The following is a 17025-nucleotide window of genomic DNA, read 5'->3' as shown; positions in this document are numbered from 1 at the left end:
TCATAGGATCCCACGAGTATCAATAACAATTTTTTTTGAAAACTGGGCTTTATCTGCCGCTTTAAATTCTTGATGGTCTACAAGTATAACGACTACATTAGCAACCGCTAAGGCGGTCTCTAAGCTTGTTAGCTCAATGTCTGAATTTGATAAATGAGGGGGTAATGACCTTATGTTTGGCTCGACAGTAAGTAATAAACCTACTCTTTTATTGGCAAGGAATTCGACTATCTGCAAGGCTGGACTACCTCGAAGATCATCAATGTCAGCTTTAAATGCAAGTCCTAAACAGGCAATTATAGGACGTTTAAATTCATCGGCAGCACGTATTATTTGATCAACCACATAATGGGGTTTGTGATCGTTGATCAAGCGTGCTTGTTTGATTAATTGTGCTTCTTTGGGGCAACTGTCGATAATAAACCAAGGGTCGACGGCAATGCAGTGTCCACCAACGCCAGGGCCTGGATTTAATATATTAACACGAGGGTGGCGGTTGGATAGTTTGATTAGCTCCCAGACATTTATTTTTAATTTGTCACAAATAATAGAGAGCTCATTAGCAAATGCAATATTCATATCACGAAATGAGTTTTCAGTTAACTTCGCCATCTCAGCTGTTCTAGAGTTTGTCACTATGCATTCACCGCGAACGAAAGTGCGGTAAAGTTCAACGGCTTTAGCGCTACAAACGTTGCTCATACCACCTATTACACGATCGTTGGAGATCAGTTCTTGCAAAACATGTCCTGGTAATACTCGTTCTGGGCAATATGCGATATTGATGTCTGCTGCATTACCTTTATCTTGAGGAAAAGAAAGATCGGGACGAGCTCTCGCTAACCAAGCCGCTAACTTTTCAATCGTTCCCACGGGAGATGTTGACTCTAGGATGACCAAGTTACCTTTTTCAAGAACGGGCGCGATTGTTTTAGTTGTTGATTCAATATAACTAATATCAGGTTGATGGCTATCATCATCACTATGGATAAAAGGAGTTGGTACGGCAACTATAAATACGTCTGCGGGTTCAGCTTTTGTCACTGCGCGTAAATTACCACTAGAAACTACACTGCGAACGAGAATGTCTAGGTTAGGTTCGACGATATGTATTTTTCCTGCGTTAATGGTTTCAACAGTATCTTGGTCAATTTCGACCCCAATCACAGTCAAACCACGAGAAGCTATAATTGCTGCAGTAGGAAGCCCTATGTAACCTAACCCAATTACTGATACTTTATCGAGCTCCATAATTTATTGCCTTTAAACTGTTATTGCAGATTATTAATGCATTGAGGTCGTTATAGTTATTCACCATTATTTCTTATACCTAAACAGAGCGAATAATGCGTGTATTAGGGGGTTTCGAAATAGTGTTTTATTTTAGCTATTATTTTCTGACACGCTTGCCCATCTCCATAGGGGTTATGTGAACGACTCATTTGGTTATAGTGACCCTCATCTTGTAGTAAGCGCTCTATTGCATTAACAATTTTGTTTTTATCAGTACCAACAAGTAAAACGGTTCCTTCACTGACTGCTTCAGGGCGTTCCGTCACATCACGCATGACCAAAACTGGTTTACCTAAGCTTGGGCCTTCTTCTTGGATACCGCCAGAATCAGTTAAAATTAAATATGCTTTATTCATTAAATATATGAAAGGAAGATAGTCTTGTGGCTCGATTAAAAAGATATTGTCGAGGCCTGATAATATTCGATTTACGGGTTCTAGGACGTTTGGATTTAGATGCACAGGATAAACGATTTGAATATCAGGGTGTTTACTTGCAATTTCAGATAACGCTTCGCAAATTCGTTCAAATCCACTGCCAAAGCTTTCTCTGCGATGCCCTGTCACTAAAATAAGTTTTTTATCGTTATTTAATTGTGAGAATCTGTCTGCTAGCGTGGTGGATAATTGATAGTCATTCTTGAGTTTATTCGTTATTTCTATCAATGCATCGATTACTGTGTTGCCGGTTACTTCAATGTCATTAGGATGTACACCCTCATTAAGTAAATTAATTTTTGAGCTTACAGTCGGTGGAAAATGAAGCTTTGTAATTGCGCCTGTTAGCTTTCTATTTCCTTCCTCTGGCCAAGGGGAACTTAGGTTTCGAGTACGTAAACCTGCTTCAACATGTCCAATTGGAATCTGTTGATAAAAGGCTGCTAAGCTTGCAGATACAGTGGTGGATGTATCCCCGTGAACTAAAACTAATTGGGGTTGAAACTCTTTAAGGATGGGCTCTAAACCTAATAGTATATTCGTCGTAACTTCGGACAATACTTGCCCTGGTTTCATTATATTTAGATCGTAGTCAGGTATAATAGAAAATAAATCAAGAACTTGATCTAGCATTTCTCTGTGTTGTGCTGTGACGCAGACTTTAGCATCAATATCTTGTTGATCATTCAGCGCATTAACAAGAGGGGCCATTTTAATTGCTTCTGGCCGAGTACCAAAGATGGTTAATATTTTTATAGGCATGATAATTTCAACATTCTGTATGAATTGTAATACCTAATACTAAAAGTATCAGGTCTGTTATCTTGTAGTACGTATATAAATTAACCTTACAAAGAATGAGTTTCATAAAATCGTTCAGCTACTTTCAAAACTCTTCACGTAAATGAGGCTGAGAGTTTGAGCTGTCCGATTGATAATTGCCGTTGGAAGTATTTGGTGCATATTGTCAGTGAGTATTTTCAATGAAGTATAGACAACGATTATCAGTTGTTTACAGAAAATGTGATTTTTTAAATTCGAAATAATTATTCTAGTTATATAATCAAAATTTTGAGCATTTATAGGAAATTATGCATATAGACTTATTTGAAGCGGAGTGAGAGGTATGAGCGCTTAATATCATGAAATAATAGAGACAAAAACCGTAAATAGTAAGCCTGAGCCTAGTCAGTAAACTAATGTTAGATAATCACTATTACATTAGTTTTACTGAGTTTGCATGAGGAATTACTAATATGAATATATTGATAACTTCTACAAAATATCCACAGTGTCGCTGCATTTACTTTCAGAACCCGCGGCACTATAAGCTGATATACAAAAAAAGTAACTGTTGTTTGAGTCTAGATTTTTGATGTCGTATGAGGTTTCTGAGGGGTTGTTGACTATTATCGATACGTCGAGGTTAGTTATAGATTGACCATAATATATTTTATACCCTGCCAAGTTCGTCAGTGCTGAGCCATTTTCGTTTTCAGTCGGAGCTGTCCAGTTGAGTTGGGCTGTATATTTCCCATTTTCTGGTAATACTGTTACAGACACTGCATCTTTATATTCCTGATCTTGATTGTCTGCGACTGTTACCTCGAATTCTAAAAAGTCATTTACAAGTGGCGTAAATGCGATATATGAACTTTTATTGTCTGGTAACGATATTGGATTTCCGGATGTTTGTATCCATAGGTAAGAGATCGTATTCGTGTCTAAATTTTTGATTGTAGGGCTGAGGTGAACGGATTCACCGATATCGACAGTTAAGTCAGGGCCTAAATCAATACTTGGACTCGCGTCATTGTTTGATGCTGAATCTTGATTACAAGCTGTTAAAAATGATAAACATAAGCAATAAAAGACGAGTAGACGAGGGTGTTTAATGGAAACTCTCCATTGTTTTGAATCATTCATTTCCAACTCCATATTTATTCGTAATTTTATATTAGGGTGTGCAGTTTAGTTCATAATCCCCAGAAGTCAAACGTGATAAACAAGGCGAATGATTTATTGTCCGCCTGTTTGTTTGGTTGTGTAAGTGGTTGTATTAATTGATTTTAATTTTCATATTTAGCTCTCGATATGTTTTGTTTTATACCCGGTGTTTTCTATTAATTTGATTTTTAAGCTATTATTTTTTATAAAAGATTAAATAATTTATAGGGCATGATGAGGTGGTTTATATGGAGAACGGAGAAGATAAATCTATCGAAATTAGAGTAATAAAAGAGTGGAGTGAATTCGAGGCTTTGAAAGAGGATTGGCAAAACCTTCTCGAACAATCTGATGCGAATCATATTTTCCTGAATTGGGAGTGGATAGATTGTTGGCGGAAAAGTCAAAGTACGGCGATTAATCCACTTATCATCGTCATTAAAAATAGTCAACAGACCCTCGCCATTGCCCCTTTCTACATACAAGAATACCGATTAGCTAATTTATTAACTTATCAATCTTTACGCTTTGTTGGCGATCAGAACTCTGGATCAGAATATTCAAATTTTATTGTTAAAGCAGAGAGGTGCCTCGATCTTAAAAGCATGCTTTGGGCGTATTTGCTTAGCCCTGATATTAAACTATATTGGGATTTCATTTGGTTTACTAATGTTGCATCTTGGACTGCTGGAGGTACAACATTATTAGAGTCATTAGAAGCTGTTAAACCCCTCCACTACCATTGCAGAACTGTCGAGTTTGCTCAGGTGGTGTTAGGAGGGCTAACAGCAGAAATACTGCCTAATCTATCTAAGAGCTTACGCACTAATATACGTCAAACTCGCTGTCGATTAGATAAGATTGGACCTTGGCAAGTTAAAGCTAGCCGCGAAGATGATGATATTGGGGAGCACCTTGAGAAACTATTTACGTTACACAATAAACACTGGCAGCACCTAGGTCGAGGCACTTTTCAGCGACGTCCAGAGCTCGTTAACTTTTACCGGAATTTTGTTCCTTTAGCATCACAAAAAGGTTGGTTAAGATTACTTCGACTTGAAAGTGGAGGTGAAGTGCAAGCAATGCAACTTGGTTATGTTTTTAATGACCAATTTTTGGCTATACAAGAAGGTTATAATCCTGATTACGTATCTGGAATTGGCCAGGTATTACGTTATTTTTCATATAAGAGTTGCAAACAGGAAGGTGTACATTGTTATGACTTTCTTGGTGTTTATACAGACCATAAAAGACGTTGGCTTGCAGAAAAAAAACACGGTAAAAACCTTTTTATTTGGCATAGAAAAATGAAGAACCTGCCTTTTGAAGCTAAACAGATTTGGCCAACAGGGCGCTATTTAAAGCCAACATAATATCTTATTAAATCCAAGTGATGACTGTGGTGAATAGTTTGCTTCCACTGGTATTGCCTTTTGAAATCAATGTGTTAATAGCTGTGCGCTGATGGTAGCTACGACTTATCCAGCCTAAAGATGTATGGTCGGTATCTTCATGCCATTTACCGCTAACTATTTCATGAGTTAAGTTTTTGGGCAGGCTGATACTTACTTTATTGCTGTTTAAGTAAAGGGTACAAATGTGACCTTCTATTTTAATATCACTGCAATCTTCTGATAGATGAAAATATAACGCAATAATATGATTGCCTTGAGACTGAATTTTATCCGTTATTACTAAACTATTTCTTTGAGTGTTCAAATCTAAGTGACGTTCATGAATAAGTGGCGATGAGAGTCGTTGGTAACCATTATGAAAACCAGCTACCTGTCCTCCTGATTTAGTGGGATTCCAGAGAGTGCACTGCGCTTGTGCATGTTGCTCCCACATAAATGGGCCTGTCATGACCGACTGATCTACGCCATCAACTTCGATCGTATTATGTGCTTGTGTTTTCCTAAACTGATTACGCCAACGTGGAAAACTATAATAATCGTATGTACCACTATCAATGAATAGATCGTTGCCGTTTAAACGCATCACGAAGCTTAATGCATCGGCATGACCATGAGCAGCGATAGATGTATAGCCTAGCTCTGCGCAATCAAATAAAATACTAACTTGATCATTATTAGTGAGACTACCTGCTTGTAATAAAAAGTAGCCTGACTCTTGAAATTGACGAGAAATTAAATGAGGAACCTCCTGTAAAACGTTGTGCTTACGCTCTATGCGTTGATTGAATAACCAAAATGCAGACTCACAGGGTTTTCGGTAATTGATATGAAATATTTGATTGTCATAAAGGTGGGCAGCCAAATCACAAAGTGCATTTACATCATGGACATGGTTTCCAAGATCAAGCGCATAACCATCGTCTTGATCACCTAGCATGGGATAGTCTTCACCCCCTTGTGCAATTAACGCAATAAATGCCGCCAATTTTTTTAACGTATCTTGGTAGGAGGCAGAAAAATCATCTTTTTGCCAACGTCCAACCTGTGCAGAGAACAAGTAGAGCTGAAATACAAAAAATTGATAGCTGAAGCCGTGCTCTTTTGAGCATCCATCAGCAAAGGTTTGCGCTTGTATTTCAGTTTCTAAAACATTTTTACTTTTATGACGCCAACGATTAGCATTTTTTAACATTGAAAAATAACTACTGGCTATATAGACACCTGCTGCTTCACCAACCAAATGGTTATTCGCAGAAGAGCCTTGTGAAAATTTATTACTTACATCACGGCAATGAAGATAGACACTATTTAATACACGTGCTTTAAAGTCACCAGTAAACAGTCCGGAATCGAGAATAAGATCAATTGCCCACACCCAATTAATCATTCTTATACCTAATTCAAGGGGGCTTTTCCAATTCATGCCGTAACCGTAAGGGTTAGCATCTAACCAGCTTGTTAGTTGAGTAACGACACTTTGTGCATATTTTATTTCACCCGTTATTTTATATGCGCGCGCTAATACTACAAATTGATGGTGTCGGTTAGGCTCCCAAACTAATTTGCAATCGCCATTTTTATTCATGTCACGATAGTTAACTGAGATGATAGCTGCACGACTTGTTTGTTGGCCTGTTGCATGATCTTTATGCCAGTTGATAGGGGTTTCTAGATGATGTTCTTGTAAATCAAAATAACTGAGCTTATGTTGTATGATTTTATCCGCTTTGGTAAGTAGCAATACCTGCCACTCAGGACTAAAGGCTGATATATCACCTATAAATACGTTAAATGGAGGTTGAAATGGTGCATTTTCTTGATAGTTGTCATGAAACTTCGCTTGCGATACGAGGTTCATACTTACTCGTAGATGTTCAAAAAGTGCTGAGGATAACGACGTTACGCGCCAAGTAATTTCCTTTATCGACATCGTTTTAATTCGTTTTATATACCAAGATAGTGCTTGCATAGATTATTCTTATATTGATTTGTTCATGTTGATAGCGTGCGAGCTAAAGAGTGTGACAAAATTAGTCATGGTTTTTAAGGCGCGCGTCTCATTTTCATTACTGTAATCAATTGCAATCGCAATGAGCGTCGCGCCAGGCTGGCCTTTAATCGCGGCTTGAACCTCATGCCACTTAGCTGTTTTTTTATCGGCTATAAAGTGGCTGTCGACTAAGTACCAATAGGCAATTAAACGAGAACGATGGCTGTCTTTTCTGAGCGTGATTAAATTAACCTGCTTAAGAAAGGGGGAGTTTAATAAGGTTGTTTGTTGTTTGACATTGAACCAACGATTTTCATCAAAGAGGGTATTTCCAACAAAAATAATTTCTTCGCCTTGTCTTTGTCGAGCATAATTTGCCAAGTAAACTTGTAGTAAATCCTTATCTTGTAAAAAATAATTAAACTCTTCGCTAGTCGCACCGTGTGAAACAGGGTACCAGTTTTGACTCGCTGCATTATTTAATGATAAGTGCGTATAAGATGGGATTATAGGCAGGGCAAATTTATAATTAGGATCAAAGCGAGAGGGAAGTATTATTGTCGCAGTCGCAAAAAATAGAGTGATGGTCGATACTACGAGTAGATACCATGCACTTATTTGTTGTGGTTGCTTTATTATCTCTTTCTGCTTACCATTTTCAGGAGATTGCTCACCAAAATAGGTGTTTCCTGCAATGATGACAGGTATGAAGCAAGCTGCAAAAACTAACCAGCCGAATGTTAAATGGTCTTGGACGATAAAATGCTGCATCGCGGTTTGGCTTCCAACGATAATGATAGCCGTAATACGGATCCAGTTACTTATGACTGCAACCATTACAGCGAATGTTAAATAAACGAGCGTTGCTGGTCGAGATAGATTATTAATCTGTGCGACAAAAACAGCGTATAAAGCTGATGCTAAAAAGAAACTGAGTCCAGAGCAAGCACCTTCAACCATAAAAATGCCACTCGGTGTTATTAGCTTGTATCCTTCTCTAATTATTTCAAATCCTAATAGATGAACACTATGAAAGCTTACCCAAGTAGATATATCTCTTAGCGGTAGTTGTAATACATTCCAAATAGGTAGTACCAATAAAATCATCAGTAAAGGCAGTAATAGCCTAGTGACAGATTGAAAACCAAAAAAAGAAAGCAATAGCGCTAATATCACAAGAAACAAGCTAAGCATTTGTAGTTGACCAATGCTGGCTAGATTAGCGATCAAGAGTAATAGGCTCGTCGCTATTAGTAGAACTAGACCGAATAGATTACTTTGCGGAGATGAAAAATCCTCTCTTTTTGTCCAAAAAACATATATTGCAAGTGCTAGCCCTAATAGACCATGATTATAAGCGCCTGTGCTCCACCACTCCTCAATGAGATTGACAACGACAACTGAATTAACCGCTAGCACAAATAAAAAATTAAACAGGAAAAATGAGATTAGTATTTTCCGACTATAGGCCCTCATAGAATGTCCCTAATATAATCATTTGACTAATACAGTTAGTAATTATTAATACTCAATATTACCATGCTTGTACATGGTAGCCTCTAAGTTGTTGATAGTAATCTTAAAATTTAAATTTTAATTTTTTGTAAGACTTAAATAGTATTTGCAAGAGTAGCGCTGTTGAGTTTAGTTAAGGATATTATTATCCGCATCATTAAAGCATCTGTTTGAATAGTTTGACATCGTAAGAGACTGTTTTGTCAATAATTAATTGTATGAAAATAACTGCGATACAATCATCCAGTCTGATTACCAGCAATGCATAGGCATTGTGACAAAGCTTGCACTATGCTTGTGAGAATGTCATTACATGCAAGCCTAGTTTCTCTGGAATTAAATGATTAACATCGCATTGAAGTTTTATTTGTGATTAAGGTGGTTATTAATGCTGTCATTTAAGGACTTAGGGGGTTATTCCTCTCTTTCTAAATTTGAGGTTTCACAAGAATATGTCAATATATTTGGTATTAAAATTCACGCCTTAACGTCAGTGCAGGCCTTAGATAATATTGACCGAGCTATCAAAAATAGGCAATCACTACATATCGGCATGTTAAACGCGGCTAAAATTGTAAATATGAAACGTAACCCTGCGTTAGATAAGGACGTCCGCTCTTCGAATATGATCCTTGCTGATGGCTGCTCTGTCGTTAAAGCAAGTAAAATACTGAGAAAAACTTTACCTGAACGTGTTGCTGGTATTGACCTGATGCATGGGATTTTAGCGCGAGGCGATAAAAAAGGTTATCGGATATTCTGTTTAGGCGCAACGCCTGAGATTGTGACTAAAACGGTTACTGAAATCGAAAGTCAGTACCCTGGTGTGATAATTGCTGGTTCTCAACATGGTTACTTTACTGACAGCGAAGAAGCAACAGTTGCGCAGAAAATTGCAGATTCCAATGCGGATGTTTTATTTGTTGCTATCACCTCACCGAAAAAAGAAAAATTTATGGCGCGCTGGAATAAAACCATGTGCGTACCTGTTGTGCATGGCGTTGGCGGTTCGTTTGATGTACTGGTCGGCAAAGTGCAACGAGCGCCACTTATTTGGCAAAGGTATGGCATGGAATGGCTGTACCGAGTGAAGCAAGAGCCTGCGCGCTTGTGGAAGCGTTATTTGGTCACCAATACCTTGTTTCTCGCAATGTTAGCTAAAGAAATATTTTATCCAAGTAAACCTCTTTAGTCGCGTAAATTAGCTATCAATTCTGACTGATGCAAATTATGAAAAATAAAAAACAACAACAACTTATCTATTTAGCTGCGGCTAGTCATTCTGGTACGACTATGACGGCAATGTTGTTAGGTGCCCATCCTGATTTATGCAGTGTTGGTGAATTAAAAGCAGTACATTTAGGTGATAAGGAAAGTTATTTATGTTCTTGCAAAACATTCATTGACGAGTGTGATTTCTGGCAAGGTGTTAGTGAAAAAATGGCGAACAGAGGGCAAGAGTTTTGCGTTTCTGATGCAGGAACGGATATTCGAACAGGAGCAACGCCGTACATGCTCAGATTACTTAAGCCGTTAGTACGCTCTCCAGCTATGGAGAGAATAAGAGATGGTTTGCTACTACTGTCACCAATATGGCGTCAACAGCTTCCAAAATTACAACAGCGTAACGCTGATTACATTAGCGCTATTGCAGAACAGGCTAGAGCACAAGTAGTTGTTGACTCGTCAAAAATTGGTATTCGTCTTAAATACTTACTAAAAAATAAAGATCTTGATATTAAAGTGATTTGGATTGTTCGTGATGGACGCGGTGTCTCATTAGCGTATAAAAATCCTTCGAAATATGCGGATGCTAAAGATCCTCAATTTCGAGGAGGTGGTTCTGGCAAAACTCAAGAAAGCCGGCGAGGTGTTGACGTCGGCGCTCATGAGTGGGTTCGCTGTAACCAAGAAACTCAAGCTGTACTCGCGACTATGGATAAGCGTAAGTGGATTAAAGTACATTATGAAGATATTTGTAATAACACTGAAGAGACTCTTGATCAATTATTTGAATTTATCGGTGTTGAATCAAAGAAAAAACGGTTGGACTTTAAAACTGTAGAGCATCATGTGATCGGTAATGGTATGCGATTGGATGACAGTGAAGAGATCAAACTTGACGACCGTTGGAAAGGTCAACTTAGTGAAGATGATCTTATCAAGTTTTATCAAGTCGCGGGTGAATATAATGACTCACTTGGTTACATGGAATAACAAATGAAGATCGTTACTGGTGACCCTAAAAAAGAAGATTTAACCGGACAAGATCGTTTTACTTGGAACTTAATGGTGAGCTGGGCAAGCCAGATTGTACTTATTTTTGCTGGCTTTATTATGCCTCGTTTAGTTGACAATAAAGTTGGGCAAGATTTATTGGGCGTTTGGGACTTTGGTTGGTCGTTTGTTAGCTACTTAACCTTGGTTGGTTTTGGTATGGGGGCATGTTTTAATCGTTTTATTGCAAAGCATCGTTCTTCAGGTGATTTTGTTTCACTTAATAAAGTTGCAAATTCGGCTATTTTTGTGCAATCAGCTTTTTCTTTTGTGACCATGCTATTTACTTTTTTGTTTCATTTTTTATTGCCGATTTATTTCAGTGATGCACTAAAAGAAAATACAGTAATAGCGCAATGGGTTGTATTATTTTTAGGATTAAGTGTTGCGGTCAGGATGTTATCAGGCTCTGCAAGAGGTTTGTTAACGGGGTATCATCGCTGGGATATCCATAATGCTTTACATGCTGGTGAGAGTGTATTTTCGTTAATATTGATGCTTTACGCCTTATATTTTACAGAATTTAGTGTTGCAGGAATGGCTCTCTGTTATTTCATCTCAACAATTATTTTTGAAGCTCTGCGTTTTGTTTCTGTTAGCAAAATATGCAAAGAATTTCATTTTAATTTACGAATGGTTAATTGGGCTACGTGTCTGGATATATTGGTATTTGGGGTGAAAAGCATGCTGTCAAACATACCCTCCATTATATTATTGCAAACTATTAGTATTATGTTAGTTAGTGCTACCGGGCCCGCTGCATTAGCGGTTTTTGCAAGGCCGATGGCACTAACTAAGCAGATAAAAACATTTATGACAAAGTTTACCTTGATGTTAACTCCGACCACAGGCTCTCTGCAGGGAGCGGGTGACATTAAAGCAATTCAATCTCTTTATATTAATACTACAACACTCAGTTTTGCATTTACGTTACCGAGTTTGGGTTTTATATTTATTTATGGGGATGTTGTTTTACATTATTGGATGGGCAGTGAGTATGCGCTATCACCTCTGGTCATGATTTTAGCTGTAGGGCAATTATTACCTATTGGGCAAGATAGCTCAATTCGTATATTGATGGGGATGAATCAACATGGACGTATTTCTATTTTTGCGTTCATCGCTATATTTATTATTTTCGCGATCGGGCTTCTTTTTTCAGGTGTTGATAATTGGGAATTGACAACAGCAGCCTTATTGTTCGTTGTACCAATGAATATTGTATATGGATTTATTGTACCAATTTATACATGCCAGCAATTAAAGTTATCTTGGTTAAGTTATATCCACAGGAGTTTTATCAAACCTGTAATATATATAACGCCTTTTTTAGGATTTATTTATTGGTCGCGCCAAGCTTTTGATGCTAGTGATAACAGTACTGCATTGGCGACGATTTTATTTGCTGGAATCGTTACTTGTATTATCTATTTCGTTTATTTAGTGCCTAAAAAAATGCAACAAAAATTTCTCTGTTACTGTAAGTTTCAATAATCATTTTAAATTATGTCATTAATAAGGCGGCTCAATATGGATGTTAGTTTACGAAAATACCCATATCCTTATAGTGCTATGCTGGCTATTTGTAGTGATTTAGATGAAACACCGAATAAAGAAATTTATTTTGAAACTGTACGTTATTTAAATACCACCGAAGACACCTTACTTGGAAAGGGAGTTGGCTTAGAGGTGGGAAATACAATCTATTTTGATATGCCAGAGCATAATTTTTCTTATACGAATACAGATGATGATGGACGAAATAAGATACATAAGTTAATTGAATCTGGTCATATCGATTGTTTGCATTCATTTGGTGATTTTGTTAGCTGCCGAAGGCGTATTGAGCAGTGCTGGTCAGAGATACAAAAAGTTAATAGAAAAATTGAGGTATGGATAGATCACGCGCAGGCGCCAACGAATTTAGATAACGATATTATGCAAGGTTGTGGGGCAATCAAAGGGGCTGAGGCATACCATACAGATCTTACTGTACAAACAGGCGCACTCCTCTTTATTTGGAAGGGGAGGGTGACTAGTATTGTCGCGCAAAATGCAAAACGATACTACGCAGGTCTTTTTAATAAGAACGAAATAATGCAATCGGGTAAAACCATCCTATTAGAATTTATCAAAGGCTGGTTAGCTCGTTTTGGTAGTAAAAAATATGCGATGCATAAAGCTAATAAGGTGCTAAGGAAGACGCAGTTAGTTGATGGTACACCGATTATAGAGTTTATGCGTTGTAACCCTTCTTGGGCTGGTGTTTCTGTGTTTGATTCTGCACGAGGTATTGATCAAGTATTAACCAAAGAAGTGCTAGACACGTTAGTGAAAAATGAAGGCTGCAGTATATTTTATAGTCATCTTGGTAAAGTGTCTTCTGAGCAATATCCTTTTTCTAAAAAAACTAAACGAGCTTTTGAATTATTAGAAGATTATCAGAATAATAACAAAATATTGGTAACGACAACACGACGTTTATTAGGATACAGCCGCTCGATAGATGAATTAACATTTACGGTGAAATTAGATGGAGATGAAATTCATATTCTCCTTTCTACAGCATATTGTGGAGAAGATCTTAATGGTTTGACTTGGTATGTCGAGAACCCTCAACGAGTAAAACTATACATTAATGATAGAATTTTTGAGGGATTACAAATAAATCCGCCTGACGTTCGAAATCAGAAAAGTGTGTCTATACCTTGGACATCATTAACATTCCCTTTTATTAATGAATCATTATTATGAGCCAGAATTTAAGTTTATATATAGTTACTTTGTTGAAAATTTTTTACCGCTGGTTTTTAAGATTAGCTTTAGTTATTTATCGCTGCTTGATGCTATTGGCTAAAATATTACCTAATCGGAAATGCAGCCAAAAAAATGGATTAAACATTTTGGTAACAGGAACATTTTATTCAAATCATTGGCTAAGTACACATTTGAGACCAATGGCAAATGCTAAAAGTTGCCAACGTTTGGTTATGGTATCTGCAACAGCTGTACCTGAAATGAATAAAGTGTCAGGTGTGTACGCACCTAAATGGTTACAAAGAGTCGTAGGACAGGTTGGTGCTAGGTTACTGTATTTTTGTTGGTTAGCAATAGCACAACGACCTGATGTGCTAGTCGGTTTTCATTTGTTATTGAATGGTCTATTTGTTGCTCTTTTAGCAAAACTGATAGGAGCTAAATCTGTCTATATCTGTGGCGGAGGCCCAAGGGAAGTTGTTGGTGGTGGTATTAGAACAGAAAATAGAATATTTAGTCGTCTAGATAAAGCTGATTATTTTATTGAAGCACAGCTACTAAAATCGGTTAATGAAATGGATTTAGTTGTATCTATGGGGACAAGTGCAATTGAGTATTTTAAGAGTCAAGGCGTTAATACTAAATTTGAAATTGTACCTGGTGGTTTTGATGAACAAATTTTCAGTCCAAAGGTGGAACAAGATAAAGAGTATGATCTTATTCTTATTGGTCGTCTTTCGGAAGTAAAACGTGTAGACCGATTTTTGCATGCGATACAACTAGCTAAAAAAACATTACCAAACTTAAATGCTGTTGTTGTGGGTGATGGGCCAGATAGGAAAAAATTAGAAGAGCTCGCTATATACTTGGGTGTTGCTGATGATGTTAAATTTGTTGGCTGGCAGAATGATGTCCATTTCTGGTTACAAAAATCAAGATGTTTTGTATTAACCTCTGATTCAGAAGGACTTTCGCAAGCATTAATTCAAGCGATGATGACAGGAGTGCCAGCAATTACTTCTGATGTAGGTGATTTAGGGGATTTAGTTAAGGATGGGCAGAATGGATATTTAATTAAAAATTTATCTTCGACTTCCTTCGCTAGCGCATTTGTTTCAATATTGACATCAAAAAATAAACTAGTCGAATTCTCAATTAATGCACATAAAAACACAAATAAATTTTCGATTATATCTGTGGAACGTCAATGGAATAATATAAATATCTCATCTCTTATGACTAATAGAGCGGTTGCCAAATGATTCGAGTCACTCTTTTATCTTTACTTATTCTATTCTTATGTGTTTATTCATGGAAGGATTGGTTTAAAGGCACTTGTTGGTTAGTCTTATTTATAGCAATTATTCAACATCCAGATATGCCTAAAAGTATATTTGGTATTCCAGGGTTTAATTTGTGGAATTTACTTTTTATTAATGTGATGTTTTCGTGGTTATCAGATAGAAGAAAAAATAATTTAAATTGGGACATGCCTCTAAATCTAAATGTATTGTTTTTCATTTATATGATTGTAATATTAATATCTGTTTTAAGACTATTGTCAGATCAAAGTGGTTCAATAGCTTTAGGTGAATATTTACCTCAGTATGGAGAATTAACTTTTGTTGTTATTTTTAGCGAGTATATTATTAATTGTTTTAAATGGAGTCTATTAGCATTCATTATTTTTGATGGGGCAAGAACAGAATATAGAATAAAGCTACTCTTATGGGTGGTGGTCGCTGTATATATATTACTCTCTTTACAAGTTATTAAGTCAATGGGTTTTGGATCTCTTACGATCAGCGGAGATGAATTGCAGAGTAAAGCTTTTAAAGTATTATCATCAAATGTTGGTTTTCATCGAGTTAACTTATCGATGATTCTTAGTGGGGCATTTTGGCTTGTTTTTTGTATGAAAGAGTATGTGTCTATAAAGAAAGTGTATTTTATTATTCTACCTATATGCTCGTTAATTTTTGTTGCTCAAGCTTTAACTGGCGGACGAATGGGGTATGTAACATGGGCTATCTTAGGTATTTTACTTTGCTCTTTAAAGTGGAGGAAATATTTTCTATTAGCTCCTTTTATTTTAATCGGTATAGGTGCTATAGCTCCTTCAGCTATAGAACGAGTAACTATGGGGTTTAATGATAAAAATGAAGCCATGGATGTTGGCCGTCCTGATTTTGGCAATAAAGAGTTAGATGTTCATGAAATGACTTCAGGTCGTATTTTAGCTTGGCCTATGGTTATCGATGCAATATATGAACGACCTTTAGTTGGTTATGGGCGACTTGCGATGATAAATCAGGCTGGTATATCATTGAAAATGATACCAATTTATGGTATTGGTGATACATTTCCGCATCCGCATAATGCTTATTTAGAACTGCTTTTAGAAACTGGGTTAATTGGTGCAATTCCAATATTTTATTTGTATTATCTATTTGTAAAATATTCACTCTCTCTATTTAAGGATAACAGAAAAAGTCTGTATGTCGTTGTCGGAGGAGCAAGCCTCTCTATTCTTTTATCCTTACTTGTTGCAGCTTTTGGAAGTCAATCTTTTTATCCAAGAGAAGGGTCTGTACTCATGTTATCTATATTGGGGATCATGTTAAGAGTTTATGTTGACCGAGATTATTCAGATAAAAGATCAATAAAAAAGGGCAAGAATGAAAATTATAAAAAATAACATTTTCTTAATTATCATTGTCATTTTGTTAACGTTGAACGTTGTTACGTTATATGGAAGCATAATTTTATATGAAAGATTAATGAAGGCTCAGTTAGATCCAACTGGGACTTGGTTTGATATATACAAAAAAAATGTTGGTTCACCAAATTGTTTATTTATTGGAGATTCTAGAGTCTCACAATGGAAAGTTCCCCCTTCATTCTGTAAATCGTTTATGTATGGATTTAGTGGTTTTACTTCAAGTCAAATATTTCTTGCTCTGCCAATGTTGGAAGTACCTGATTCTGTTGACACTGTTTTTTTACAACTCGGTATTAATGATTTGAAGACGATTGGTTTGTATGAAGACAAAGAATATGATATTCGCTCTAATTTAATGAAGAATTTAGATGGGATAGCACGTTTTTTTGTAAAGAAAAATATCAAAGTATATATTACAACCATAATACCCGCTGGGAAAATATCTTATCCAAGAAAATTAATTTGGACTACGTTAGTGGATGAATCTGTTGATGAAATAAATAGATACTTACTTAGATTGAATGTAAAAGGTATCGAGGTAATAGATGCGGCAATCGAATTTAATCAACGGTATGAATTGTATAAAGACGAGTTACATTTAAATAGTAAAGGTTATGAAAAATTAAATGAAGTTATTATTAAGTCATTTAATAATAAATAAAAGGAATTGAG

At 36.5% G+C, this 17025-nt stretch carries 13 protein-coding genes; 8 read left to right on the top strand and 5 right to left on the bottom strand.

Translation table 11 applies throughout. The annotated features are described in order from the left end of the window. The 3 genes from wecC to HWV02_RS12975 form a co-directional block, all read right to left on the bottom strand. Positions 1 to 1251: a UDP-N-acetyl-D-mannosamine dehydrogenase gene (gene wecC / locus HWV02_RS12985; protein ID WP_211676224.1), complete on the bottom strand. Its 1251-nt coding sequence runs from the start codon at positions 1249 to 1251 to the stop codon at positions 1 to 3. Positions 1252 to 1355: 104 nt separating this feature from the next. Continuing rightward, a complete protein-coding gene (gene wecB / locus HWV02_RS12980; protein ID WP_211676223.1) occupies positions 1356 to 2492 on the bottom strand; it encodes a non-hydrolyzing UDP-N-acetylglucosamine 2-epimerase in 1137 nt (378 codons plus the stop codon). A gap of 513 nt (positions 2493 to 3005) precedes the next feature. Next, positions 3006 to 3656 (bottom strand): fibronectin type III domain-containing protein, encoded by a 651-nt coding sequence (locus tag HWV02_RS12975; protein ID WP_211676222.1) that lies wholly within the window; start codon positions 3654 to 3656, stop codon positions 3006 to 3008. Between the two features lie 269 nt (positions 3657 to 3925). Here HWV02_RS12975 and HWV02_RS12970 point away from each other — a divergent pair, with 269 nt between their 5' ends. Further along, a complete protein-coding gene (locus HWV02_RS12970) occupies positions 3926 to 5050 on the top strand; it encodes a GNAT family N-acetyltransferase (protein WP_211676221.1) in 1125 nt (374 codons plus the stop codon). A gap of 7 nt (positions 5051 to 5057) precedes the next feature. Here the strand turns inward: HWV02_RS12970 and HWV02_RS12965 are convergent, their stop codons facing one another. Beyond that, positions 5058 to 7061: an alginate lyase family protein gene (locus tag HWV02_RS12965; RefSeq protein ID WP_211688098.1), complete on the bottom strand. Its 2004-nt coding sequence runs from the start codon at positions 7059 to 7061 to the stop codon at positions 5058 to 5060. Between the two features lie 9 nt (positions 7062 to 7070). Further along, positions 7071 to 8558, bottom strand: a complete 1488-nt coding sequence (locus HWV02_RS12960) for an exosortase C-terminal domain/associated protein EpsI (protein ID WP_211676219.1) — start codon at positions 8556 to 8558, stop codon at positions 7071 to 7073. Positions 8559 to 8985: 427 nt separating this feature from the next. Between HWV02_RS12960 and HWV02_RS12955 the strand changes: the two genes are divergently transcribed. The 7 genes from HWV02_RS12955 to HWV02_RS12925 are packed head-to-tail and all read left to right on the top strand — an operon-like array spanning position 8986 to position 17014. Then, on the top strand, positions 8986 to 9789 hold the full coding sequence (locus HWV02_RS12955) for a WecB/TagA/CpsF family glycosyltransferase (RefSeq protein ID WP_211688096.1): 804 nt from the start codon (positions 8986 to 8988) through the stop codon (positions 9787 to 9789). A gap of 38 nt (positions 9790 to 9827) precedes the next feature. Next, positions 9828 to 10814 carry a sulfotransferase gene (locus tag HWV02_RS12950; RefSeq protein WP_211688094.1) on the top strand — a complete coding sequence of 329 codons (987 nt, stop codon included), beginning with the start codon at positions 9828 to 9830 and terminating at the stop codon, positions 10812 to 10814. Positions 10815 to 10817: 3 nt separating this feature from the next. Next, the gene (locus HWV02_RS12945; protein ID WP_211688092.1) at positions 10818 to 12368 is read left to right on the top strand and encodes a lipopolysaccharide biosynthesis protein; all 1551 of its coding nucleotides are present in this window, start codon (positions 10818 to 10820) and stop codon (positions 12366 to 12368) included. A gap of 36 nt (positions 12369 to 12404) precedes the next feature. Next, the gene (locus HWV02_RS12940; RefSeq protein ID WP_211688090.1) at positions 12405 to 13628 is read left to right on the top strand and encodes a hypothetical protein; all 1224 of its coding nucleotides are present in this window, start codon (positions 12405 to 12407) and stop codon (positions 13626 to 13628) included. Next, positions 13625 to 14893 (top strand): glycosyltransferase family 4 protein, encoded by a 1269-nt coding sequence (locus HWV02_RS12935; protein ID WP_211688088.1) that lies wholly within the window; start codon positions 13625 to 13627, stop codon positions 14891 to 14893. The genes HWV02_RS12940 and HWV02_RS12935 overlap by 4 nt, the downstream gene beginning before the upstream one ends. Then, positions 14890 to 16329 carry an O-antigen ligase gene (locus HWV02_RS12930; protein WP_211688086.1) on the top strand — a complete coding sequence of 480 codons (1440 nt, stop codon included), beginning with the start codon at positions 14890 to 14892 and terminating at the stop codon, positions 16327 to 16329. Before HWV02_RS12935 ends, HWV02_RS12930 begins: the two co-directional genes overlap by 4 nt. Beyond that, complete coding sequence (locus HWV02_RS12925) at positions 16310 to 17014, top strand: SGNH/GDSL hydrolase family protein (RefSeq protein ID WP_211688084.1); 705 nt, start codon at positions 16310 to 16312, stop codon at positions 17012 to 17014. The genes HWV02_RS12930 and HWV02_RS12925 overlap by 20 nt, the downstream gene beginning before the upstream one ends. Positions 17015 to 17025 lie beyond the last annotated feature (11 nt).

The sequence above is a fragment of the Moritella sp. 28 genome (assembly GCF_018219435.1).
Lineage (GTDB): Bacteria > Pseudomonadota > Gammaproteobacteria > Enterobacterales > Moritellaceae > Moritella.
The sequence above is the reverse complement of the archived record's forward strand: the minus strand, read 5'-3'. Positions and strand labels throughout refer to the sequence as shown.